Here is a 22,747-nt window from a genome sequence, read left to right on the forward strand (position 1 = left end):
TATGAATCCGGTTGTAAAACTTCTGGCTCAGCGCATTGCGCTGAGCCTCCTCCTGCTGTTGATGATCTCGGTGCTGATCTTTGCCGGTACCATGATCCTGCCGGGAGATGTGGCCCAATCCATCCTTGGACAATCCGCAACCCCCGAGGCGCTGGCCAATCTGCGCGCCGAGCTGGGACTGAATGATCCGCCTGTCACCCGCTACTTCCAATGGCTGTTCGGCGCCATTCAGGGTGATCTGGGCACGGCGCTGACCTCCGGGCAGGACATTACCTCTGCTATCAGCTCGCGCCTGTCGAACACGCTGTTTCTTGCCTTCTGGGCGGCGGTCATCGCCGTGCCGCTGGCGATTTTCCTCGGCCTTCTGGCGGTGCGCTACAAGGACCGCTGGCCCGACAAGCTGATCTCCGCCGTGACCTTGGCGTCGATCTCGATCCCCGAATTCCTGATCGGCTACGTCCTGATGTATCTGATCGCCGTAAAACTGCGCTGGTTCCCCTCTGTTGCGATGATCAACGACGGCATGAACCTGTGGCAGAAGCTCAATTCCATCGCCCTGCCTGTTGCGGTGCTGACGCTTGTGGTGCTTGCCCACATGATGCGGATGACCCGTGCAGCGATCCTCAACGTGATGCAGTCCGCCTATATCGAGACCGCTGAACTGAAAGGGCTTTCGACCTTCAAGGTGATCTGGCGCCATGCCTTTCCGAATTCGGTTGCCCCGATCGTGAACGTGGTGATGCTGAACCTTGCCTATCTGGTCGTCGGTGTCGTGGTGATCGAAGTGGTCTTCGTCTATCCCGGCATGGGGCAATATCTGGTGGATCACGTGTCCAAACGCGACGTTCCGGTGGTGCAGGCCTGCGGCCTGATCTTTGCCGCCGTCTATATCGGCCTCAACATGATTGCCGATATCGTCTCGATCCTGTCGAACCCGCGTCTGAGGCACCCGAAATGAAGAATATCCCCGTATCCGCTCTGATCGGGCTGTTTTTCACGGCCCTCTATTTCCTCGGCGCGATCTTTGCGCCGCTCCTGGCCCCCTATGGCATGGCCGAAGTGGTCGGCGACGTCTGGGAGCCTTCCAGCGCCGACTACCTGCTGGGCACCGACAATATCGGGCGTGATCTGTTGTCGCGCATGATCTACGGCGGTCGCACCACCATCTTTATCGCCACCGTGGCGACGATCATCTCCTTCACCACCGGCTCCGTCCTCGGCATCTTTGCCGCGGTGGCGGGCGGCTGGGTGGACCAGATGCTGTCGCGCTTTGTCGATCTCATCATGTCGATCCCGACGCTGATCTTTGCCCTTGTGGTGCTGTCGGTGACGCCCGTGACCGTACCGATGCTGATCCTGGTGATGGGGCTTTTGGATTCCACCCGCGTGTTCCGTCTGGCCCGCGCCGTTGCCGTCGATATCGAGGTGATGGACTATGTGGAGGCGGCCCGCTTGCGCGGCGAGAAAACCGCCTGGATCATCTTCCGCGAGATCCTGCCCAACGCGCTGTCGCCGCTGGTGGCAGAGATGGGTCTGCGCTTCATCTTCATGGTGCTCTTTGTCTCCACCCTGTCCTTCCTTGGTCTGGGCGTGCAGCCTCCTGAGGCAGACTGGGGCGGCATCGTGAAAGAAAACAAGGACGGTATCGTCTACGGCGTCCCCGCCGCCCTGATCCCCGCCTTCGCCATCGCAACGCTTGCGATCTCGGTGAACCTGGTGGCGGACTGGATCCTGAACCGTACCACATCGCTGAAAGGAGGCCGGGGATGAGCGAACCACTCCTGAAGGTCCGCGACCTGAAAATCGGCGCCACGGTTTATCCGCCGGGCGACAAACCCCATGACATCGAGATCGTGCATGGCGTCAGCTTTGATCTGATGCCGGGCAAGGTGCTGGGTCTGATCGGCGAATCCGGCGCGGGCAAATCCACCATTGGTCTGTCGTCCATGGCCTATGGCCGCGGCGGCGTGAAGATCACCGGCGGCGAGGTCTGGGTCAACGGACGCGATATCCTCAAGTCCAAACTGGGCGATATCCGCAAGCTGCGCGGCAGCGAGGTGACCTATGTGTCGCAATCGGCGGCCGCCTCCTTCAACCCGGCCAAGACCATCATGGAACAGGTGGTCGAGGCCTCGGTCGAGCAGGGAAAATTCTCCCGCAAGAATGCCGAGGCCCGTGCGCGGGCGCTGTTTGACAAGCTGGGCCTGCCCGATCCGGACAATATCGGCAGCCGCTATCCACACCAGGTCTCCGGCGGCCAGTTGCAGCGCTGCATGACGGCGCTGGCGCTGTGCCCGGAACCGGATCTGGTGGTCTTTGACGAGCCGACAACGGCGCTGGATGTGACCACGCAGATCGACGTTCTGATGGCGATCAAGGAAGCGATCCGCGACACCGGTGTGGCGGCGCTTTATATCACCCACGATCTCGCGGTGGTGGCGCAGGTGTCGGATGACATCATGGTGCTGCGCCATGGCGAAACCGTGGAATATGGCGACGTCAACCAGATCATCAACGAACCGCAGGAAGAGTACACCCAGGCGCTGGTGTCGGTGCGCTCCATCGACCACGAGGAAAAGGCCCCGACCGAAGAACCGGTGCTGTCGGTGCGCAATATCACCGCGCGCTACAAGGGCACCAAGTTCGATGTGCTGCACAACGTGAACGTCGATCTCTATCCCGGTCAGACACTTGCCGTGGTCGGCGAGTCCGGCTCGGGCAAATCGACGCTGGCGCGGGTCATCACCGGTCTGCTGCCACCGCGCGAAGGCGAGATCTACTTTGCCGGGCGCACGCTCACGCCGGACTTCAACCACCGCAGCCGCGAGGATCTGCGTGAGTTGCAGATGATCTACCAGATGGCGGATGTGGCGATGAACCCGCGCCAGACCGTGGGCACCATCATCGGCCGGCCGCTGGAGTTCTACTTCGGCCTCAAGGGGGCGGAGAAGAAAAAGCGGATCGTGGAGCTTCTGGACGAGATCGAACTCGGCGAGAAATTCATCGACCGCTACCCGGCAGAGCTGTCGGGCGGGCAGAAACAGCGTGTCTGCATCGCGCGGGCGCTGGCGGCCAAGCCCAAGATGATCATCTGCGACGAGGTCACCTCGGCGCTGGACCCCCTGGTCGCGGACGGCATCCTGAAACTGTTGCTGAACCTGCAAAAGATCGAGGATGTGGCCTATCTCTTCATCACCCACGATCTGGCGACGGTGCGCGCGATTTCGGACAACATCGCGGTGATGTATAAGGGGAAGGTGCAGCGCTACGGCGGCAAAACGCAGGTGCTGACCCCGCCCTTTGATGACTACACCGACCTCCTGCTCAGCTCCGTGCCGGAGATGAAGCTGGGCTGGCTGGAAGAGGTCATCGCCAACCGCAAGATGGAGAGCGCGGGCAACTGATGCCCGCCTCCTGCCAACCGGCAGCGTCCGCTCGATGCGGGCGCAAGACAACAGAAGCCCTGTTCGGCCGCAAGGCCGGACAGCGCCCGACCCTCCCCCCAGGGAGGGCGCTTCACGCCCACCCTAGGCTCGGGCGCTGTCCTGAGCACCAACAGACCACCCCCAGCCCAGCCCAGGACCTCTCCCATGGACCGCAAACTTCTGCTCATCATTCTTGATGGCGTGCCCTACCGCAATTTCCGTCGCCTGTTTGGCAACCTCGAAGGCTGGGTCGCCTCTGGCGAGGCCCGCGTCTGGAAACACCGCGCGGTGCTGCCCTCGATCTCGGCCAGTTGCTATGCCTCGATCCACACCGGGGTCAGCCCGCAGGAACACGGCTGCACCGGCAACGGCAATGTCTTTCGCCTGAAGGAGGACGACGTGTTTTCACAAGTGCGCAAAGGCGGCGGCACCACGGGTGCTGTGGCGCATAGCTTCTGGTCGGAGTTCTTCAACCGCTCCCCCTTCGATTATGTGCGCGACATCGAATATGACGAACCAGAAAGCGCCACCATCAACCATGGCCGTTTTCATTCGATGACGGGCTATGGTCATGACAACCAGATGACGCCCTCGGATGTGGATCTCTTTGCCACGCTCACCAACCTTTGTGGTCGCTTTGATCTCGATTACGGCATGCTGCACACCTGCACGCTGGACAGCATGGGGCACCGGTTCTTTCACGAAAGCGCCGAGATGGACAAAGCCTGCTTTGTCATGGACGAGATGCTCGCGCCCTTCATCCCGCGCTGGCGCGCCATGGGCTATGAGGTGATCGTGACCGCAGATCACGGCCAGGACGACCGCGGCCACCACGGCGGACGCCATCCGCTGCAACAGGAAACCGCGCTTTATTACTTTGGCGATGCCGAAGGCCCGGCTGAGGATGACGTGATCGACCAGCTGCAACTGGCCCCCAGCATTCTGTCCCGCCTCGGCGCGCCGGTCGCCGATACGATGAAGGCCACGCCCTTTCTGCGCTGACAGCCCTAGCGGCGCCTGCCCCCCCTCGTGGCCGCCACACGGATGGCCACGATCTCGGCCCAGCTGAGCGGCGTCGGCGAATGGGCAAAGAGCAGCAGATCAAACGCCATCGCCCAGACAAGCCCGGAATAATCCAGCGCGGCTGCCAAAGACCGCGATGCCCCGCAGAAAACCCGCTTGAGACGCCGCAGGAGAGGTCGCAGTCCTCGTCGCTGCGCTCAACCTACCGGTACCCGGTGGGCCTATTCGTCGTAGGGCCAGATTTCCTGCCCCAGCCCCTCGATCGCCAGAACGATCCGTTCGAAACTGTCCCGGGCTCGGCCCACGCTGTGACGGGCGCGCAGGTAGCCATGCACCAGCCCGGCCTCGTTGATCCACTCCGCCTGACCGCCCGCCTTGCGAATGGCATCGCGGTAGGCGCCACAATCGTCGCGCAGAGGATCGCAGTCCGCAGAGAACATCACCGTGGGCGGCAGGCCGGAAAAGTCGCGATCCTGGAGCGGCGCATAGGTCGGATCGCCCGCCGGTTCGGTGCCACCAGACCGCACACCCGCATAGAAATTGACATCTTCAAGCGTCAACATCGGCGCCTGCGCATGTTCGCGATAGGACGGCAGGCTGTGATCGCCGCCAAGGCCCGGATAGATCAGCACCTGTCCCAGCACCACATCGAGCCGACCACGCGCATGATGCGCCACGCAAGCGCTCAGCATGCCGCCGGCACTGTCGCCCGCCAGCACCACGCCGCCCTCGTCATAGGTTTCCGCAATCCATTCCAGCACCGTCCAGGCATCGTCGAACTGCGCCGGGTGCTGGTTTTCGGGGGCAAGCCGGTAGTCCACGGACACCACGCGATAGCCGGTCTGTTCACAGATTTCGGCACAGACATCATCGTGGCTGTTGAGATCGCCGACAACAAAGCCTCCGCCATGGCAGTACATGACGGTGCGGGTGGGGTCACCGGCCTGATAGATACGCACCGAGACCGTGCGGACCGTCCGCTCGGTGACTTCCACAACCTCCGCCCGGGGTTTGCGGAACGCCGCCGCCATCTTGTTGTAGACCTCGCGCTGTTCGTCGATGCCGAGGGCCACGGAATCCTCCGGATAGTGGCGGCCCGTCTCCCGGATGAAGGTCCAGGTTTCCTCGTCAATCAGCTTTTCGTAGTCCATGTCCTCACCGTGGCTGGTGTCGCGTCCCAGAAAGCCTAGGACCGCAGCCCCAGGATGAAAATGGCAAAATGAAAAAAGCACGCCGGACGCGGCGTGCTTTTCTCTGTCACAGCGCCATGCGGCGCGCAGGCGGCACCCTATGCCTCGGCCTGCTCCCACGGGCGGGTGAAGGCGCCCAGCACATTGCCGACATCCTCCGACGCGCATCCGTTCAAGCTGACCTGTGCGACCAGACCGCGTTTCTTGTCGTCGAGGACCGAACTGACCCGGGCAGGCAGGCCTGCGGCCTCCAACGCGCCATCGTAGATGCGAATGATCGCATGCCGCCGCAAGTCCGGCTTGAACACTTTGCCCACCGCGGTTTTTGGCAATTCCGGCAGGATTGTCAGGTGCTTGGGGATCGCGGCCCGTTCATGGATGTGACGCTTGCAATAGGCCAGCAACTCGTCCTCGGTCACCGTGGCACCGTCCACCAGCTCGACAAAGGCGCAGGGCAATTCACCCGAATGGGCATCGGGCTGGCCAATGGCGCCGGCAAAGGCCACCGCGTCATGGCCCAGCAGCGCCTCTTCGATCTCTGCCGGGTCGATATTGTGACCGCCGCGAATGATCAGATCCTTGGCGCGGCCAGTGATCCAGAGGTAGCCGTCGCTGTCCACCCGCCCCAGATCGCCGGTGCGCAGGTATTTCTCCTGATAGTAGAGGTCCACGTTCTTGTCGGCCTCGGTATAGGTGTGGCCGGGGAACACGCCGGGCGTATAGACGCAGATCTCGCCGATCTCGTCGCAGCCACATTCCGTCAGCCCGTCCGGCGTGCCCTTCACGATCTTCACATCGGAATAGGGGAAGGGAATGCCGATCGATCCGACCTTCTTCTCCCCCTCCACCGGGTTGCAGGACACAAGACAGGTCGCCTCGGTCAGGCCATAGCCCTCCACCAGCGTGACTCCGGTGGCCTTTTCAAAACGGCGGAACAGCTCCAGCGGCAAGGGAGCAGAGCCGGAAAACGCGGTCTTGATGGTGGAGACATCCGCATCCACCGGGCGCTGCATCTTGGCCGAGATCGCCGTGGGGACCGTGATGATAAAGGTGATCTTCCAGCGTTCGCAGAGCTTCCAGAAGTTGTCGAACACCCCCTCGCCGCGATAGCCCTGCGGGGTCGGGAACACCACATGCGCACCAGATGCAACAGCGGCCATGACGATCACATGGCAGGCAAAGACATGGAACAGCGGCAGCGGACACATGATGTTGTCCTCTTCGGTGAAGAGGAGCGTGTGACCGAGCCAGCCGTTGTAGATCATCCCCTGATAGGTGTGCTGCGCCACCTTGGGCATGCCGGTGGTGCCGCCGGTGTGGAAATAGCAGGCCACCCGGTCGCCGTCGCTGTCGGGAAAGGTCAGCTCGGTCGGTTGCTTGGCCATTTCCTTGCGAAAACACTTGTAGTCCGCATGGGCATGCGCCTTGTTCACCTTGGGCCGGATCAGCGGCACGATCCAGGATTTCGGCGGCGTCAGATAGCGGTTGAGATCGACCTCTAGGACGGTCTTGACGCTGGGGGCATGGGCCACCGCCTCGGCCACCTTCTGCGGCACGTCGGTCTTGGGAAAGCCCTTGAGCGTCACCACCACCTTGGCGCCGGTTTCACGCAGGATGGACGCGATCTGCTCGGGTTCAAGCAGCGGGTTGATCGGGTTGACGATCCCCGCCACGGCGCCGCCGAGCATGGTAATCAGCGTCTCGTTGGCGTTGGGCAGCACGTAGGCGACCACGTCCTTTTCCCCGATGCCGAGGGACCGGAACAGGTTTGCAGCCTGGGTGGTCTTGTCCTTCAGCTCGCGCCAGGTCAGCGTTTCCGCCTTGTCGGTCGGGCCGGACAGGATCTGATAGCTCACCGCCTTGTTGTTCGGGAAATTCCCCGCCGTGCGTGACAGGAGCCCATAGAGCGTTTTGGGCACATCCCGGTCCGCCCATGCGCATTCCTGTTCGATCGCCGCGACATCCGCGGTCGTTGCAAAAGCCATGTTTCTCCTCCCCTAGCCCGTTCCTCGGATCTTGATTGTTCCTCACCGGATACGATGATTGCAATTGCATCAGCGTGCAAGCGACACGGGCGGTTCACGTAAAGGAAGCTCATTTGTGACGCTGCGCCATTTGCCGCCCAAACAGGTCAGGACACCGCCCTGCCCTGCCCGCACATGGACCTGCGCAGGACGTCAGGCGACCGCGGCCCCATCGGTGAATTGCAGGCGCGCCAGACGCGCATAGAGCCCGCCTTCGGCGACAAGACTGTCGTGGCTGCCAACGGCGACGATACGGCCCTGATCCATCACCACGATCCGATCGGCCTGTTTGACGGTCGCCAGCCGGTGGGCCACCACGATGGTGGTGCGATCCCGGCTCAGATCCTCAAACGCGGCCTGCACCAGACGTTCACTCTCCGCATCGAGCGCCGAAGTCGCCTCATCCAGCAACAGCACCGGCGCGTCGCGCAGGATGGCGCGGGCAATGGCAATGCGCTGCTTCTGCCCGCCCGACAGCATCACGCCGCGCTCGCCCACATAGGCATCATACCCTTCGGGCAGCTTCATGATGAAGTCATGCGCGGCGGCGGCCTGTGCGGCGGCCTCGACCTCGGCATCGGTGGCATCCGGGCGCCCAAAGCGGATATTGTCACGCGCCGTGGCGGCAAAGATCACCGGATCCTGCGGCACCATCGCCACATGGCGGCGGAAGTCCTGACGCGACAGGGCGTTCAGCGGCACCCCGTCCAGCCGGACCTCGCCGGATTGCGGGTCATAAAACCGCTGGATCATCTGGATGATCGTGGTCTTGCCCGCCCCGGACGGGCCGACAAAGGCCACGGTTTCGCCGGGATGAATGGTCAGATCGACGCGGTCCAGCGCCGAGACATCCGGCCGCGACGGATAGGTGAAGGACACGTTGTCGAACCGCAATTCGCCGCGCACCGGCTCTGGCAGGGTCTGTGCCGACATCGGGTCGGTGACGCTGTCCTCGGCCTGCAACAGCTCGACCAGCCGCTCGGTGGCCCCCGCCGCCCGTTGCAACTCGCTCCAGATCTCGGACAGGGCCGCAACCGAACCAGCCACCATCACCGCATAGATCACGAACTGCACCAATGCGCCTTCGGACATGTCGCCAAAGCGCACGTCGTTGGCACCGATCCACAGCACCCCGACAACACCGGCAAAGACCAGAAAGATCACGATCACCGTGAGCCAGGCGCGCGTCTGGATGCGGCGGCGCGAGACGTCATATGCGGTTTCGGTCATTTCTGCAAAATGCTGACGGCTGAGATCCTCGTGGGTGAAGGCCTGAACGGTCTGCACCGCCCCCAGCGCCTCGCCCGCATTGCCCGAGGAGGCGGCGATCCAGTCCTGGTTCTCCTTGGAAATCGCCCGCAGGCGGCGGCCCAGAAACAGGATCGGTACAATCACCGCCGGTACGATCAGCAACACCAGCGCCGTCAGCTTGGCCGATGTCAGCAGCATCAGCACCAGCCCGCCCGCAAAGATCAGGAGGTTGCGCAGCGCGACAGAGGCCGAAGAGCCCAGCACCGACTGAATCAGCGTGGTGTCGGTGGTGATCCGGCTCAGCACCTCGCCGGTCATGATTCGCTCGAAAAAGGCCGGGCTCATGCCGATGATGCGGTCGAACACCGCCTTGCGGATGTCCGCCACCACCCGTTCGCCCAGTTTGGTCACCAGCGCGTAGCGCAGCCCGGTGCCAAAGGCCAGCAGCGCCGCCATCACCATCGCCGCGGTGAAATACTGGTTCAACAACGCCGCATCCGTGATCCGGAAATTGTCGACCACCCGGCGCACCGCCAGCGGCAGGGACAAAGACACACCCGCGGTCAGCGTCAGCGCCGCCAGCGCCGCAAGGATCATCCCCCGATAGGGCCGCATGAAGGGCCAGAGCGCCTTCAGAACGCCAATCCGGCGAGAGCTCTCGCGATCTTCGTTGCCGCCTGAGGTTTGCACCGCACGTCGTGCCATGAGGGCTCCTTTGCTCGCCAATCTTCGTCTGGCGCGCACAGCGCCCGTCCCGCCCCGTGTCATGGCCCCGCGCCACTGGCAGGTCAAGGCTGCATTGGCCGCCAAACTGGGTAGTATCGCCGCAGTTGCGTAATACAAGCAGTTGAAGCAACAGGTCTTTTTATCGGCTGGGAAAGTTTTGGAGCGGGTAGCGGGAATCGAACCCGCACCTTAAGCTTGGAAGGCTCTTATGATACCATTTCACCATACCCGCTTCGTATCGTGTGATGTATGTGAAGGTTTTTTTGCCGTCAACCACATATCCGGTATTTTTCCCGCCGGACCCGCGTCGCCTCCCGGATTTTCGCGATCTCTCTTCGGCAGATCAGACCCGCCCCCTTTTCCACATTACACAGAGCCCCTAGTGTCAGGAGGTCTCTGCCCCTTCACAGCCCCGAGCCCCTCATGCCGCATCTCCCCCGCGTTGCCATCCTGACCTCTCATGGCCAGCCGTCTGCGCCCCCTCCCCCCGAGATCCATCTCGCCGCGGTGGCAGCAGCCGTGAACGACCAGCTGCCCGATTGGGATGTCCGGTCTGCAACCCTGTCGTCCAAGGGGTTTCTGGAGGCCGCCATGTGTGAGGATGCGGTGATCTATCCCTTTTTCATGGCGCGGGGATGGTTCACCGGCAAGGTCTTGCCCCGGCGCCTGACCGGGTGGCGATACCGGATCGCCGCGCCGTTTGGCCTTGACCCGGCGCTGCCGGCGCTCACGGTCACCGCCATCCGGGATGCGGTTGCATCGCGGGACTGGGCGCTCGACGATACCGAGATCCTTCTGGCTGCACATGGCTCTGCACGCGGTCCCAAGGCAGCCGAGGCCGCCGAGTCCTTTGCTGCGACACTGCGCGCCGACCTGCCCGGGCTGAACCTGCGCACCGGCTTTGTCGAGGAGACACCGTTCATCGCGGACGCGGCCCGATCCCTTGGTCCCCGCGCCCTATGCCTGCCCTTCTTTGCCCAATCCGGCGCCCATGTGCGCGAAGACATCCCCGAAGCGTTGGCCCAGGCCGGGTTTCAGGGCGCCACCCTGCCCGTTCTCGGCGCACTGCCCGGCGTCCCCGAGCTGATCGCCAAGGCCATCCTCCGGACGCATCACCAAAGCGCGACGGCGCAGAGTTAGCCCTCTTTCAGCGCCCCAATTGATCTCGCCTGGCGTATCGCTTGCCAGCGCCTCGGTGGACGGAACAGCCGGAACGCGCAGAGCATTCACTGGGCTCCGTGTCCCCGTCCCGCAGTGCCTCAAACCAGGCATCCAGAAGTCGCAAGAATTTCGTGAGAGATCGTCGTTTTGCCCCTTGCGAACCCCTCAGAACACAAATAGACAGTGTGGCACGCTAAGTGGCAGGACACCACCCGCCACTGTTAAGCGATTGATAAGGCGAGTTGGCGGAGTGGTGACGCAGCGGATTGCAAATCCGTGTACACCGGTTCGATTCCGGTACTCGCCTCCAATATCTAGCAAATTCCGGCTCTCAACTCTCTGCTCAACATTCGCTTTTTGGCCTCGTGCCGTTCGTCTTGCGTCGTGGTACACGCAGCCCCTTCCGCATGTTTCTGCGCCAATCAGCGGGCGGTGATAAGCCTCTCAGTGGTGGCGACATCGGACACACCACGGCGCGCGACGAAACCTGTGCCCCCAGCAGGGCAGTGAACGCGATGTCACCGAAACCAACGGCAGAACGACAGGGTCCTGTAACAACCGCTCATGCGGTGGAGGAAAAGTTTCCCTTGGGTTTGTGACCGCGTATGGCAGGGCCATGTCCTCTCGGCTGCGAGATGGCTGCTGGGCGCCGGGTGGCCTAACTGCTGGCGCGGGACATGTTTCACAAGCTGAAGCGCGATCCGGTCCGCGGCGGACCAGATCACATGATGTTTCCGGATTTGTTGCCCGCCCCCGTGCCGGCAGCGCGAGCGTCAGGGGCGCGCTCGACAATCAGGCCTTCTGCGTCGCTTCGCCTTCTGCGCGCACGGCCGAGAGCGACTGGTTGGGCGTCAGAGCCTCCGGATCAACGACAATCTCGATCATGTAGCCTCCCCTGGCAGTCCGGGCACGTTCCAGCGCGGCCGAGAAATCGCTGGTGGACAAGACCCGTTCGCCTGCGATGCCGAAGGAGGCCGCATAGGCCACAAAATCCGGGTTCACCAGCTTGGTCGCCATCACCTTGCCGGGGTGGTGACGCTCCTGGTGCATCCGGATGGTGCCATACATGCCGTTGTTCACCACAACGAAGATCACATCCGCGCCGTGCTGAACGGCGGTGGCAAGCTCCTGCGAGGTCATCATGAAACAGCCGTCACCGGCCATGGCAACCACCGTGCGATCAGGATGCTGAAGCTTGGCCGCCACGGCCGCAGGCACCCCATACCCCATGGAGCCGCTGGTGGGGGCAAGCTGGGTCCGATAGGCGCGATGCTGGTGAAACCGGTGCAGCCAGACCGTGTAGTTCCCCGCCCCGTTGGTAAAGATCGTGTCCTGCGGCAGCGTCTCGCTCATGTGGCGCACCACATGGCCCATGTTCACATCCCCGGGCACCTCGGTCGGGGTCTGGAAGGCAAGGTAATCCGCCCTCTGGTCCTGAAGCCAGTCCGCCCAGACATACGGCCCATCGGGGACGGTAATGGCCTCGGCGGCGTCAAAGAACAGCTCCGGGTCGGATTGGATCGCGAGATCCGCCTGATAGACCTGCCCCAGCTCCTCGGCGCCCGGATGCACATGCACAAATGTCATCTGTGGATGCGGGATATCGATCAGCTCGTAGCCCTGGGTTGTCATCTCGCCAAGACGCGGCCCGACCGCGATCAGAAGATCAACATCTTCACGCAAGCGTTTGCGAAGATTGGGAATCGGCGCGATGCCGACAGGACCGACATAGTTGTCGTGCCCGTTGTCCACATAGTCCTGACTGCGGAACGATGTGGTCACCGGCAGCCCGATCCGTTCAGCAAATGCCAGCGCCTTTTGCGCACAGCGGTCGCTCCAGCCGGGGCCACCCACCATCAGCATCGGCCGTTCGGCGCGCGCGATCATCGCCTGCAGGGTCTCCACATCGCCAGCGGTCGGCGCCGGGCGTGCCGGCTGGGTCGCCCGCAGGTCCGCGACCGCAACCTCATCGGTGAGCATGTCCTCGGGCAACGCCAGCACCACTGGCCCGGGGCGCCCCGACAGCGCCGTTTTCCATGCCCGCGCCATATACTCCGGAATACGGGCGGCATCATCGATCTGCGCCACCCATTTCGCCATCTGGCCGAACATGCGGCGATAGTCGATCTCCTGAAAGGCCTCCCGGTCGACCATCTCGCGCCCCACCTGCCCGATCAGCAGGATCATCGGGGTGGAATCCTGAAACGCGGTGTGCACGCCGTTCGACGCGTTGGTCGCCCCCGGCCCCCGCGTCACGGCGCAGATGCCCGGCTTGCCTGTCAGCTTGCCATAGGCGTCGGCCATATTAGAGGCACCGGATTCGTGCCGGCAGGTGACGACGTTTATCGCCTCCTGATGGGCGTGAAGCCCGTCGAGCAACTCCAGGTAACTTTCTCCGGGTACACAATAAATCGTGTCTGCCCCTAGAATGCGCAACTGATCCGCAAGAATTCTGCCCCCGCTGCGGCGCGGCGGTGTGGTGGATGGTGCTGATACGCTGGACATCTGTTGGTCTTCCTCTCCTGATCGCCGGGATCATATCCATTGCAAAGGCTGCGCCTAGACCCAGTGAGGGGGAATTCGGCAGATTTACGAGCAAGCTGTCAAATTGACGCCAGCCGGGTGGCCGCGCCGACAAAGCCACCGTCAAAGGCTGTGGAAAACGCCAGCCAAAACTGTGGATAAATTCGGGATTTCCGCTTCAGCTCAAGTGGTTTTGCCCAGGTCATCATGTGGGTATCCTCCCCCGCTCGCATGTTCCGCGGGCACCGATCACGCTACTCGATTGCCGGTCCCTCCAGGCCCCCGTCGCGTTGATCAAGCGCACACGCTGCACAGCCAGATCTCGTCTTTCATCGCCGGATAGGCATTTGAGCCAGAAACAGCAGAAATGTTGATTAAAGACAATTATAGAAAAAATTTCTGGAATATTTTGCGAGAAACATCGGACAAGGACAACGCATTCTAGGGCCGCCGACGTCGCAATCCCCGCCAATGCACTCCAATGCAGCCGTGGCCAGGATAGATCGCGCGCCCGCTGCGCGCGATCAACGCTGTCATGCCCCCAGACAATTTGAGCGGTTAAAGTCCTCGTAGATATTGCATCACTGCCGGGCGCACGGTCTGATCGCCCCGATGGCGCGCGTCAGAGATGATCTTGCGCAACTCGCCCAGATCCACCCGCATCAGCAGCGATTTGACCGGACCGATGGAGGCCGGGCGCATCGACAGGGTGCGGATGCCCATGGCCGCAAGACAGACCGCCTCGATCGGGCGCCCCGCATCCTCGCCGCAGAAACTCAGCGGCGTGCCGGAAATGTCGCAGCGCTCCACGATGCGCTCGATAAAGCTCAGGAAGCTCACATTCAGCGTATCATAGCGTTTGCGCACCCGTTCATTCTCACGATCCGCCGCAAAGAAAAACTGTTTCAGGTCGTTGCCGCCGATCGACAGGAAATCCACTTCCTCAAAGAACTTGAGCGGCGCAAAACCAAGCGAGGGCGTCTCCAGCATCGCCCCGACCTCCAGACTGGAGGGCAGGATGTGTCCCAGACGTTTTTCGCGTTCGATGGTTTTGTTCACCTCTTCTCGTGCCAGCCGGTACTCCTCGAACTGGGCGACGAAGGGAAACATGACCGTCAGCGGGCCGCCATTGGCCGCCCGGATCAACGCCTGCAGCTGCATCCGCATTACGCCGGGTTTATCAAGCCCCACGCGGATCGCCCGCCAGCCAAGCGCCGGATTGGGTTCATCCTGCGGCTTCATGTACGGCAGCACCTTGTCGGAGCCGATATCGAGCGTGCGAAACACCACACGTTTGCCATGCGCGGCTTCCAGAACCCGCTGGTAGAGCGCCACCAGCTCGGACCGCTTGGGCATCTTGTTGCGGACCAGAAACTGCAATTCGGTCCGGAACAGGCCAACGCCTTCTGCACCGGAGTTGTCCAGCGACGGAAGATCCGCCATCAGACCGGCATTCATCACCAGGTTTATTCTTTGACCATCGGACGTTATGGCAGGTTTGTCACGTATCGACGCGTAGCGCTCCTGGGCCTGTGCCTGCATCGCGATCTTGTCGCGAAAGGCGCTGACGACGGGATCATCGGGGCGCAGATGCACCACGCCCTGATCACCATCGACCAGCACATGATCACCGTTCAGGCCCTCTGTCGTGATCCGCGCGGCGCGCACCACCAGCGGAATCGCCAGCGCCCGCGCCACAATCGCCGCATGCGAGCCCACGGAGCCTTCCTCAAGGACGATCCCCTTGAGCTTGCGGCCATATTCCAGCAGCTCGGCCGGTCCGATATTGCGGGCCACCAGAATGGGGTTCTCCGGCAACTCGGCGCCAGTGTCCTTGCCCTGCCCGGTCAGAATGCGCAGCAAACGGTTGGAGAGATCATCCAGATCGCTCAGACGTTCGCGCAAATAGGCATCCTGCACCTGCGCCATACGGCCACGGGCGAGGGATTGCTCTTTTTCCACCGCGGCTTCGGCGCTGAGGCCACGCGCAATGTCTTCTTCCATGCGCCGCATCCAGCCCTTGGAATTGGCAAACATCCGATAGGTTTCCAGAACCTGCGCCTGCTCCTTGTCCGCGCCGGAAACCTGAAGCATCTTGTCAACGCCCACGCGCAGCTCGTCCACGGCTTCTTGCAGACGCTCCAGTTCGCGGTGCGGATCATCGGCAATCGGGTTGGTGACCACCACGCGGGGTTCGTGCAGCCAGATGTTGCCCTCGGCCGCCCCCTCCTGGGCGGTGATCCCTTTCAGGATCACGGACTGCTGATGCAGCGGCGACATCGCCGAGCCCTCGCCCACAAAGGCACCCAGTTCGGTCATCTCGGCAATGACCATGGCCACCACCTCAAGCGCATAAACCGCGTCGGAGGAATATTCACGGGTCTCCTTGGACTGCACCACCAGGACGCCCATCATCTCGCCCAGGCGCTGGATCGGAATCCCGAGGAAGGAGGAAAACCGCTCTTCCCCGGTCTCGGGCATGTAGCGGAAGCCGCGCGCGCTGGGGGCATCAGGGGTGTTGATGACCTTGCCAGTGCGGGCCACGCGGCCCACCAGCCCCTCGCCCACACGCATGCGGGTCTGGTGGACGGATTCGCGGTTCAGACCTTCGGTGGCGCAGAGCTCCAGCGTTTCTTCGTCGCGAAACAGATAGATGGAGCACACTTCGGTGCCCATGCTGTCGGCAATCAGCTGAGTGATCTTATCAAGGCGGGCTTGCCCGGCATCATCTCCTGCCATGGCCTCGCGCAGACGACCCAGAAGCTTTCTGCTCTCGGATTCCGTGTTCTCAACCATGTTCGCCCTTTCCCGGGTTTTTCATTTGACGCCACGGATGCCCTGTCACCCACCCGTTCACGATCCGGCGTTCCGAATAACAGATGACGCTCATGCGCATCAACTCTCTTCGCACCGGACGCGAGGTCACAGGCAATGTGTCGGCTGGCCGGGGCGCTGGCAAGAGGTTTTGAAGCAAATACCCTTCTGCGCAGCCCCCCTTCTGGCAGCATGGATGCCGCCCCGACCGGCTTGCCTGCCGCACGCGGGATGAATTCGAACGCGCAAAAACAAACGCGCCGGAGGAGACCTCCGGCGCGCATTCAATCAACGGCAACGCGTATCAGCTTGCTTTGTCGAGCTCGAACGCATCATGCAAGGCCTGCACCGCGAGCTCCATGTATTTGCGATCCACCAGCACGGAGATCTTGATCTCCGACGTGGTGATCACCTTGATGTTGATGCCCTCATCCGACAGCACCTTGAACATCTTGGCGGCAACGCCGGACTGGGATCGCATGCCGATCCCGACGACGGAAATCTTCGCCACGCCGGTATCCGCCACCAGCTCCGCATAGTTCAGCTCGCCCTTGTCCTTGAAGGCGTTGAGCGCAACCTCGGCGCGCTGCACCTGATCGGTGGGGCAGGAAAAGGTCATGTCGGTGCGCCCATCTTCAGAGATGTTCTGCACGATCATATCGACGTTCACGCCCGCATCAGAGAGGCAGCCAAAGATGGTCGCCGCAATGCCGGGACGATCCGCGACCGAAAGACAGGTCAGCTTGGCCTCGTCGCGAGAGTAGGCAACGCCGTTAACAACATTGGATTCCATGATTTCCTCCTCGTCGCAGACCAGCGTGCCGGCCTCGTCGGATTGTTCTTCAAAGCTGGAGAGCACACGCAGCTTGACCTTGTAGCGCATGGCCAGTTCCACAGAGCGGGTTTGCAGCACTTTTGCGCCCAAGGATGCCAGTTCCAGCATTTCCTCAAAGGCGATCTTGTCGAGCTTGCGCGCCTTTTCACAGATGCGCGGATCGGTGGTGTAGACGCCGTCCACATCGGTATAGATGTCGCAGCGCTCGGCCCCAAAGGCCGCCGCAAAGGCAACCGCCGTGGTATCGGACCCACCGCGCCCCAGCGTGGTGATACGGCCCTCGGGCGAAATCCCCTGAAAGCCAGCGACCACGGCCACCTTCATCCCCTCGCCGAACTTGGCGTTGATATTGTCGGTGCCGATGTCCTCGATCCGGGCCTGACTATGGGCGGAGTTGGTCTTGAGCGGCACTTGCCAGCCCTGCCAGCTGCGCGCGGGCACGTCCATTTCCTGAAGCGTCAGCGCCATCAGCCCGGCGGTCACGTTCTCGCCAGAGGACACGACCGCATCATATTCACGCGCATCATACAGCGGCGAGGTCTCGCCCACCCAGCCGACCAACTCGTTGGTCTTGCCGGACATGGCAGAGACGATGACGATCACGTCATAGCCCTTGGCGACTTCGACGCCGACACGTTTGGCGGCGCGGCGAATGCGATCCGGATTGGCGACGGATGTGCCGCCGAATTTCATCACAAGTAGGGGCATGAGGTGTGGTTTCCCTCCGCTTGCGGGGTTAAGGGTTCGCGCGTTCTTAGGCGAGCAACCAGCCAAGGGCAAGACGGACCTGCCCTTTATTTCAAGGCCAAGGGCGTTTTGCGCAAGCATCAGCCCCAAGCGGGACTAGCTGCGCCAGAAACGAACCGTCAGGATGGCATAAACCGCCATCAGCTCCAGCCGCCCGATCAGCATGGCAATGGCCAGGATCCACTTGGCAGTGTCGTTGAGGGGCGCAAAATTGCCTGCAGGCCCGATTATATCGCCCAGACCCGGGCCGATATTGGCCACAGCGGTTGCCGCACCGGAAATGGCGGTGATGAAATCCAGCCCCGTCAGCGCCAGCGCCCAGGCCACGATGCCCAGCGTGATGACAAAGAACATGAAGAAGGAGATCACCGAGCTCAGCACATCCGGCGTCACCGGCCGCCCCTCGTAGCGGGGCACAAACACCCCGTTGGGCGAGCGGATCCGCTGCACCTGCACCCGGATCGAGGCAAAGAGCAGCTGGTAGCGGAAGATCTTCACCGAACAGGCCGTCGAGCCCGCACAGCCCCCGATCAGGCCGATGAAAAAGAAGATCATGATCAGAAACGCACCCCATTGCATGTAGTCCACGCTGGCATAGCCGGTGCCTGACATGATGGAGATGATATTGAACAAGGCCTCGCGCACGGCTTGCTCGGGATGATGCGGGAAGATAGTCACAAGAACCGCGGCCGAAACCAGGACCAATACGGCAATGGTGGCCAGGAAGGTCTGGATCTGACTGTCCCGGAACAGTGGCGTCATCTGGCCATTCACCATCTGCACATAGCGCACGAACGGCAGCGCCGCCGCCACCATGAAGAACGAGGCCGCATATTCCGCCGGGCCAGAGAACGTCCCGAAGGATGCATCGTAGTTGGAAAACCCGCCGGTGGACGTGGTTGTCATCGCATGCACCAGCGCATCGAACGGCCCCATCCCCAACACGGTATAGACCAGCGCACAGACCATGGTCAGCACCAGATAGATGACCGAGATCTGCTTGGCGATCTCCTGCGCGCGCGGCAGGATTTTCCCCATGGTGTCAAAGGCTTCGGACTTGAAGATCTGCATGCCGCCGACCCGCAGCTCGGGCAGGAACACCATGGCCACCACAATGATGCCGATGCCTCCCAGCCATTGCAGGATTCCGCGCCACAGCAACAGCCCGCGCGGCAAATCGTCCAGACCGGAGATCACGGTGGAGCCGGTGGTGGTCAGCCCCGACATCGCCTCAAAGAACGCATCGGTGAAACTCAGCTCCGTCGCGCCCAGCATCAACGGGATTGCCCCAAAGAACGGCAGCGCGACCCACACCAGCGTGGTCAGCAGGAAGGTCTGGCGGATCGACAGCCCCCGCCCGATGCCATTGGCGCAAGTCAGGGCCAGGCACCCCCCCGCCAACAGGCAGATCACGGCGCTTTCCAAAAACACCGGCCACTCCCCGTTGCCATCATAGAGGTCAAGGAGAAGTGGAAAGACCATCATCCCGCCCAGAATGGTAACGAGCAGGCCGATGACATATCCGATGGGGCGCAGATCCAACATGAGGCGCAGCGTTGGCAACCCCTGCTCAGACTGTCAAGACAAAGCGATCACGACTCGCGCTTTGTCCCATCTTTGCCGGTTTTCGGCCCCGGCATCTCCGGCGGAGTCGAGGGCGAACGCGGACGCCGGCGCGGCGCAGCTTTGCTCTGCTCCGAGGTCGCGGGGCGTGCCTCCTGAACCGGCTGAGCGGTGTTTGTTTTTGCCGGCGCAGTGGCTTGCGGGCCTGTCGATTTGGTCGCAGGTTTTGCCGCCTCCGGTGTGCCTGCGCTGACGCTTGCCGCTTGCGCAGGACGTGCAGGTTCCGAGGTTTTGGCGGGCGATGCGGCCTTGCGCGCCGGTGTCGCTTGTGTCGCCGGTGTCGCCTGTTCCGTCGGGGTCTTGGCGGGTGCTTTCTGAACCGCTGCCTTGGCGGGGGAGGGTTTAGGCGCTGCCTTTCGCGTGGCGGGCTTGCGGGCTGCCGGCTTGCGCGGGGCTGTGGTTGTCTTGGCCGCGGCGATGGCCTGCGCACCCGCGGCCCCTTCAGCCGCAGCAGCAGGGCCATGCATCCCGCTGATCCACTCCTGTTGCGCCTTCAGCATTGCCTGCGCCATATGCAACTGGTGCTGCGGCGCCTCGGCCGCCCATGTCGCCATGGCGCGCATCATCTTTACCTGCCGCCCCAAGGCATAGCCTGCCCAAGCCTGCGGCGTTGTGGGAATGTCTTTGAAACCTTCAAACCGGATCATGTGAGCTCCTCAAGGTCGGTCATTGTCGCATTCAAACAGGCCAGGCGCCCGCTTGACTGACGCAAGCGCCCCCTCACGACTCACGCTAACATGATTTTCCTTCGCAACAGCAGCAAAAATGCCGCAATGCGGCAAAAACCGGCACCCGACCTCCGATAAAGGGGCCTTGTCTTCATCTTTTTATAAATATCTCGGGGAGCGCGAGGGGCAGCGCCCCTCGCATTGATCGCGTCAACCGCGATGGATCAGGGTCGAAAACAGCTGCGGGTCAAGGCTTGGTGCGGCGAACATCGTCCCCTGTGTCAGCACCGAGACCGCATCATGGCTGTGCAGGCTTTCCTGATGGCTCGCCACCACCCGGAAATCGCCCACGCGCGCATCGCTTTGCAGCGCCTCACAGAACAGCCGTGCGGCATCTTCGACAAAGATCGGATTGGCCGCATTCAGCTCCGCAAAGGCCTGCTCATCCTCGCGTTTGACCATCACCTGCGTCTCGGTCGGCACTGCGCGGCGGCAATGGTCGATCAGGTCCTCGAACCACAGACAGCCGCTATCCTGTTCCATTTGCACGGAAATCCGCGCAACCGAGCGCTGCGAATGTGGTGTCGCCAACTGCCCGCGTGCCTGACGCGCATGTTCCGAAAGCTCGAGCGAACAGGGACAGGTGGAGGAGTACACGTAATCCAGATGCACGATGCGGTGACGTTGCCCGGCGATCTGCACCAGCTCCAGCGCCACGTCGTAATACTGATAGCCCGACAGACCCGAACGCAGGCTCTCCACCTTCACCGGAAAGGAAAACCGCATCTGAAGCCGCGCATCGCCGCTGTCGAGATCACTGAGGTAATCCTCAAGTGCCGCCTCCATCACATCAAAGGAGAACACCTTTTCCGCATGTTTGTAGAAGCTGCGCATGATGCGGGACATGTTGATGCCCTTTTTCTCGGCATCAAGGCTCACGGTGCCGGTCACACTGGTTTCCAGCGTCAGATCGCCGTTGTCGCGGGTATGAAAGCGGATCGGCAGGCGGAAATTTGAAATACCGACGTGCTGAATCTGCTCTTTTGCGCCCCGGATCAGGCTGGACGGGCCGTTTTGCAGATCCGGCAGCGTGGCGCGGTAGGTCTCGGATGCGTCAAATTCTTCCGGGTACTGGCGCTTCAGGTCAGGATAGTTCTGCACTTCCCGGCCCGGCAACAGCCGCGCGATGGCAGGGTCCAGCTGCGCCACTTCGGTCTCGCTGGCACCACCGGCCCAGCGCCGCAGCACGGCCAGTGCCTCCTCGGCCTCCGACCGATCCGGCGTGTCGTTCACATCACGAGAATGGATATTCATAAACCCGTACTCCTGTCCCAGCAGCAAAGCGCCTGCCCGCAATTATCTAGGGTAGTACGGCAGGAAACACAAAACAGATCACCTAAAAACGCCACTAAAGGTCTCTGATCTGACCTTTTGCACCGTGCTTTCCCGCCCCGAGATGGGTCCGCAGCAGAGCGCTCAGGTTCTGCTGCGGCAGGTTTAAGGCAAGTCAGCTGATCGCCGCAAGCGCCTGATTTACATCCCCGATCAGGTCGTCCGCATCCTCAAGCCCGACGGAGAACCGCACCAGCCCGTCGGTGATCCCAAGTTCGGCGCGCTGATCTTCGGACAGGCGCTGGTGGGTGGTGGTGGCCGGATGGGTGGCGATGGATTTCGCATCGCCCAGATTGTTGGAAATCACCGGGATCGTCAGCGCATTGAGAAAGGCAAAGGCCGCGTCCTTGCCGCCCTTGATATCCAGTGACAGCACCGTGCCGCCCTTGCCGCCCAATTGCCGCTGCACCAGATCGTTCTGCGCATGGGTCTTCAGACCCGGATAGATGGTGCGCGCCAGGGCCGGATGGCCGTCCAGCGCCTCGGCGATCTGCAACGCGCTTGCGGCCTGTGCATTGACCCGCAGGTCAATGGTTTCCAGTCCTTTGACGAACATCCAGGCATGAAACGGGCTGAGCGAGCCGCCGGTGTGTTTCATGTAAGGCTCCAGCGTGCCGCGGATGTAATCCTTGCTGCCCAGCACCACGCCCCCCAGCGCGCGCCCCTGCCCGTCGATATGTTTGGTGGCCGAATAAACCACCACATCCGCGCCCTGTTCGATGGCGTTGGAAAACACCGGCGTGGAGAACACATTGTCGACCACGACTGTGGCGCCGACCGCATGGGCAATTTCGGCGACGCCTTTGATGTCGATCACCTCAAGCGTCGGGTTCGACATGCTCTCAAAGAACACCGCCTTGGTATCCGCGCGCACGGCCGCACGCCATGCGTCCAGATCGGTGCCATCAACAAATGTCACCTCAACCCCATAGCGGGTCAGGATGCTCTCCAGAATATAAAGACAGGACCCAAACAGCGCTTTGGCGGACACTACGTGATCGCCCGCCTTCAGGATCGAGGTCAGCGCGCCATTGACCGCGGCCATGCCGGATGCGGTGGCAAAAGCGTCCTCCGCCCCTTCGAGCAGCGCAATACGTTCCTCAAACATCGCCACGGTGGGATTGCCATAGCGGGCATAGATAAACTCATCCGGGCCGGTCTCGATAAACCGCGCCTCTGCCTGCTCTGCACTGTCGTAGACAAACCCCTGGGTCAGGAAAATCGCCTCGCTGACCTCGTTATACTGGCTGCGCCGGGTGCCGCCGTGAACCAGTTTGGTGCGTTTGTTCCAGGTCTCAGTCATCGTATCGCCTCCGCCGGTCACCGCCGCTCTCTTGCGGGCCGC

17 protein-coding genes and 2 tRNA genes are annotated in these 22,747 nt (G+C 62.1%); 6 read left to right on the forward strand and 13 right to left on the reverse strand.

Annotated elements, in window-relative coordinates; genetic code table 11:
- Nucleotide 1 precedes the first annotated feature (1 nt).
- The 4 genes from MHM88_RS06705 (at nt 2) to MHM88_RS06720 (ending at nt 4,427) form a co-directional block, all read left to right on the forward strand.
- A complete protein-coding gene (locus MHM88_RS06705) occupies nt 2-958 on the forward strand; it encodes an ABC transporter permease (protein WP_239320968.1) in 957 nt (318 codons plus the stop codon).
- Nucleotides 955-1,770: an ABC transporter permease gene (locus MHM88_RS06710; RefSeq protein WP_239320965.1), complete on the forward strand. Its 816-nt coding sequence runs from the start codon at nt 955-957 to the stop codon at nt 1,768-1,770. Before MHM88_RS06705 ends, MHM88_RS06710 begins: the two co-directional genes overlap by 4 nt.
- Nucleotides 1,767-3,404 carry an ABC transporter ATP-binding protein gene (locus tag MHM88_RS06715; protein WP_239361605.1) on the forward strand — a complete coding sequence of 546 codons (1,638 nt, stop codon included), beginning with the start codon at nt 1,767-1,769 and terminating at the stop codon, nt 3,402-3,404. Before MHM88_RS06710 ends, MHM88_RS06715 begins: the two co-directional genes overlap by 4 nt.
- 186 nt (nt 3,405-3,590) lie before the next feature.
- On the forward strand, nt 3,591-4,427 hold the full coding sequence (locus MHM88_RS06720) for an alkaline phosphatase family protein (RefSeq protein WP_239361609.1): 837 nt from the start codon (nt 3,591-3,593) through the stop codon (nt 4,425-4,427).
- 5 nt (nt 4,428-4,432) lie between these two features.
- Here MHM88_RS06720 and MHM88_RS06725 read toward each other — a convergent pair whose 3' ends face one another.
- From MHM88_RS06725 to MHM88_RS06745, 5 genes are all read right to left on the reverse strand, one after another.
- Nucleotides 4,433-4,576 (reverse strand): hypothetical protein, encoded by a 144-nt coding sequence (locus MHM88_RS06725; RefSeq protein ID WP_239361610.1) that lies wholly within the window; start codon nt 4,574-4,576, stop codon nt 4,433-4,435.
- A gap of 93 nt (nt 4,577-4,669) precedes the next feature.
- Nucleotides 4,670-5,599 carry an alpha/beta hydrolase gene (locus tag MHM88_RS06730; RefSeq protein WP_239361612.1) on the reverse strand — a complete coding sequence of 310 codons (930 nt, stop codon included), beginning with the start codon at nt 5,597-5,599 and terminating at the stop codon, nt 4,670-4,672.
- Nucleotides 5,600-5,736: 137 nt separating this feature from the next.
- Nucleotides 5,737-7,623 (reverse strand): acyl-CoA synthetase, encoded by a 1,887-nt coding sequence (locus MHM88_RS06735; protein ID WP_239361614.1) that lies wholly within the window; start codon nt 7,621-7,623, stop codon nt 5,737-5,739.
- A gap of 192 nt (nt 7,624-7,815) precedes the next feature.
- Nucleotides 7,816-9,618 carry an ABC transporter transmembrane domain-containing protein gene (locus MHM88_RS06740; RefSeq protein WP_239361618.1) on the reverse strand — a complete coding sequence of 601 codons (1,803 nt, stop codon included), beginning with the start codon at nt 9,616-9,618 and terminating at the stop codon, nt 7,816-7,818.
- 179 nt (nt 9,619-9,797) lie between these two features.
- A tRNA-Gly gene (locus MHM88_RS06745) sits at nt 9,798-9,871 on the reverse strand.
- A gap of 191 nt (nt 9,872-10,062) precedes the next feature.
- Here MHM88_RS06745 and MHM88_RS06750 point away from each other — a divergent pair.
- Both MHM88_RS06750 and MHM88_RS06755 read left to right on the forward strand, forming a co-directional pair.
- Nucleotides 10,063-10,779, forward strand: a complete 717-nt coding sequence (locus MHM88_RS06750; RefSeq protein ID WP_239361620.1) for a CbiX/SirB N-terminal domain-containing protein — start codon at nt 10,063-10,065, stop codon at nt 10,777-10,779.
- A gap of 257 nt (nt 10,780-11,036) precedes the next feature.
- Nucleotides 11,037-11,110 (forward strand) — tRNA-Cys (locus MHM88_RS06755).
- Nucleotides 11,111-11,592: 482 nt separating this feature from the next.
- On the opposite strand, the gene MHM88_RS06760 is transcribed toward MHM88_RS06755, so the two are convergent.
- The 8 genes from MHM88_RS06760 to metZ all read right to left on the reverse strand — a co-directional run bounded on the left by MHM88_RS06760 (nt 11,593) and on the right by metZ (nt 22,705).
- A complete protein-coding gene (locus MHM88_RS06760) occupies nt 11,593-13,305 on the reverse strand; it encodes a thiamine pyrophosphate-binding protein (protein WP_239361622.1) in 1,713 nt (570 codons plus the stop codon).
- Between the two features lie 98 nt (nt 13,306-13,403).
- Nucleotides 13,404-13,532, reverse strand: a complete 129-nt coding sequence (locus MHM88_RS23105; RefSeq protein ID WP_255734525.1) for a hypothetical protein — start codon at nt 13,530-13,532, stop codon at nt 13,404-13,406.
- Nucleotides 13,533-13,881: 349 nt separating this feature from the next.
- Nucleotides 13,882-16,119 (reverse strand): phosphoenolpyruvate--protein phosphotransferase, encoded by a 2,238-nt coding sequence (gene ptsP, locus MHM88_RS06765; protein WP_239320903.1) that lies wholly within the window; start codon nt 16,117-16,119, stop codon nt 13,882-13,884.
- 322 nt (nt 16,120-16,441) lie between these two features.
- Nucleotides 16,442-17,680, reverse strand: a complete 1,239-nt coding sequence (locus MHM88_RS06770) for an aspartate kinase (RefSeq protein ID WP_239361624.1) — start codon at nt 17,678-17,680, stop codon at nt 16,442-16,444.
- A gap of 135 nt (nt 17,681-17,815) precedes the next feature.
- Nucleotides 17,816-19,264 (reverse strand): TrkH family potassium uptake protein, encoded by a 1,449-nt coding sequence (locus MHM88_RS06775; protein WP_239361626.1) that lies wholly within the window; start codon nt 19,262-19,264, stop codon nt 17,816-17,818.
- A gap of 47 nt (nt 19,265-19,311) precedes the next feature.
- Complete coding sequence (locus MHM88_RS06780; protein WP_239361628.1) at nt 19,312-19,989, reverse strand: hypothetical protein; 678 nt, start codon at nt 19,987-19,989, stop codon at nt 19,312-19,314.
- A gap of 231 nt (nt 19,990-20,220) precedes the next feature.
- Entirely contained in the window at nt 20,221-21,324 is a 1,104-nt protein-coding gene (gene folE2 / locus MHM88_RS06785; RefSeq protein ID WP_239361632.1) for a GTP cyclohydrolase FolE2, read from the reverse strand.
- A gap of 193 nt (nt 21,325-21,517) precedes the next feature.
- Nucleotides 21,518-22,705, reverse strand: a complete 1,188-nt coding sequence (metZ, locus tag MHM88_RS06790; protein ID WP_239361635.1) for an O-succinylhomoserine sulfhydrylase — start codon at nt 22,703-22,705, stop codon at nt 21,518-21,520.
- Nucleotides 22,706-22,747: the final 42 nt, after the last annotated feature.

It is taken from the genome of Epibacterium sp. MM17-32, from assembly GCF_022348205.1.
Lineage (GTDB): Bacteria > Pseudomonadota > Alphaproteobacteria > Rhodobacterales > Rhodobacteraceae > Epibacterium.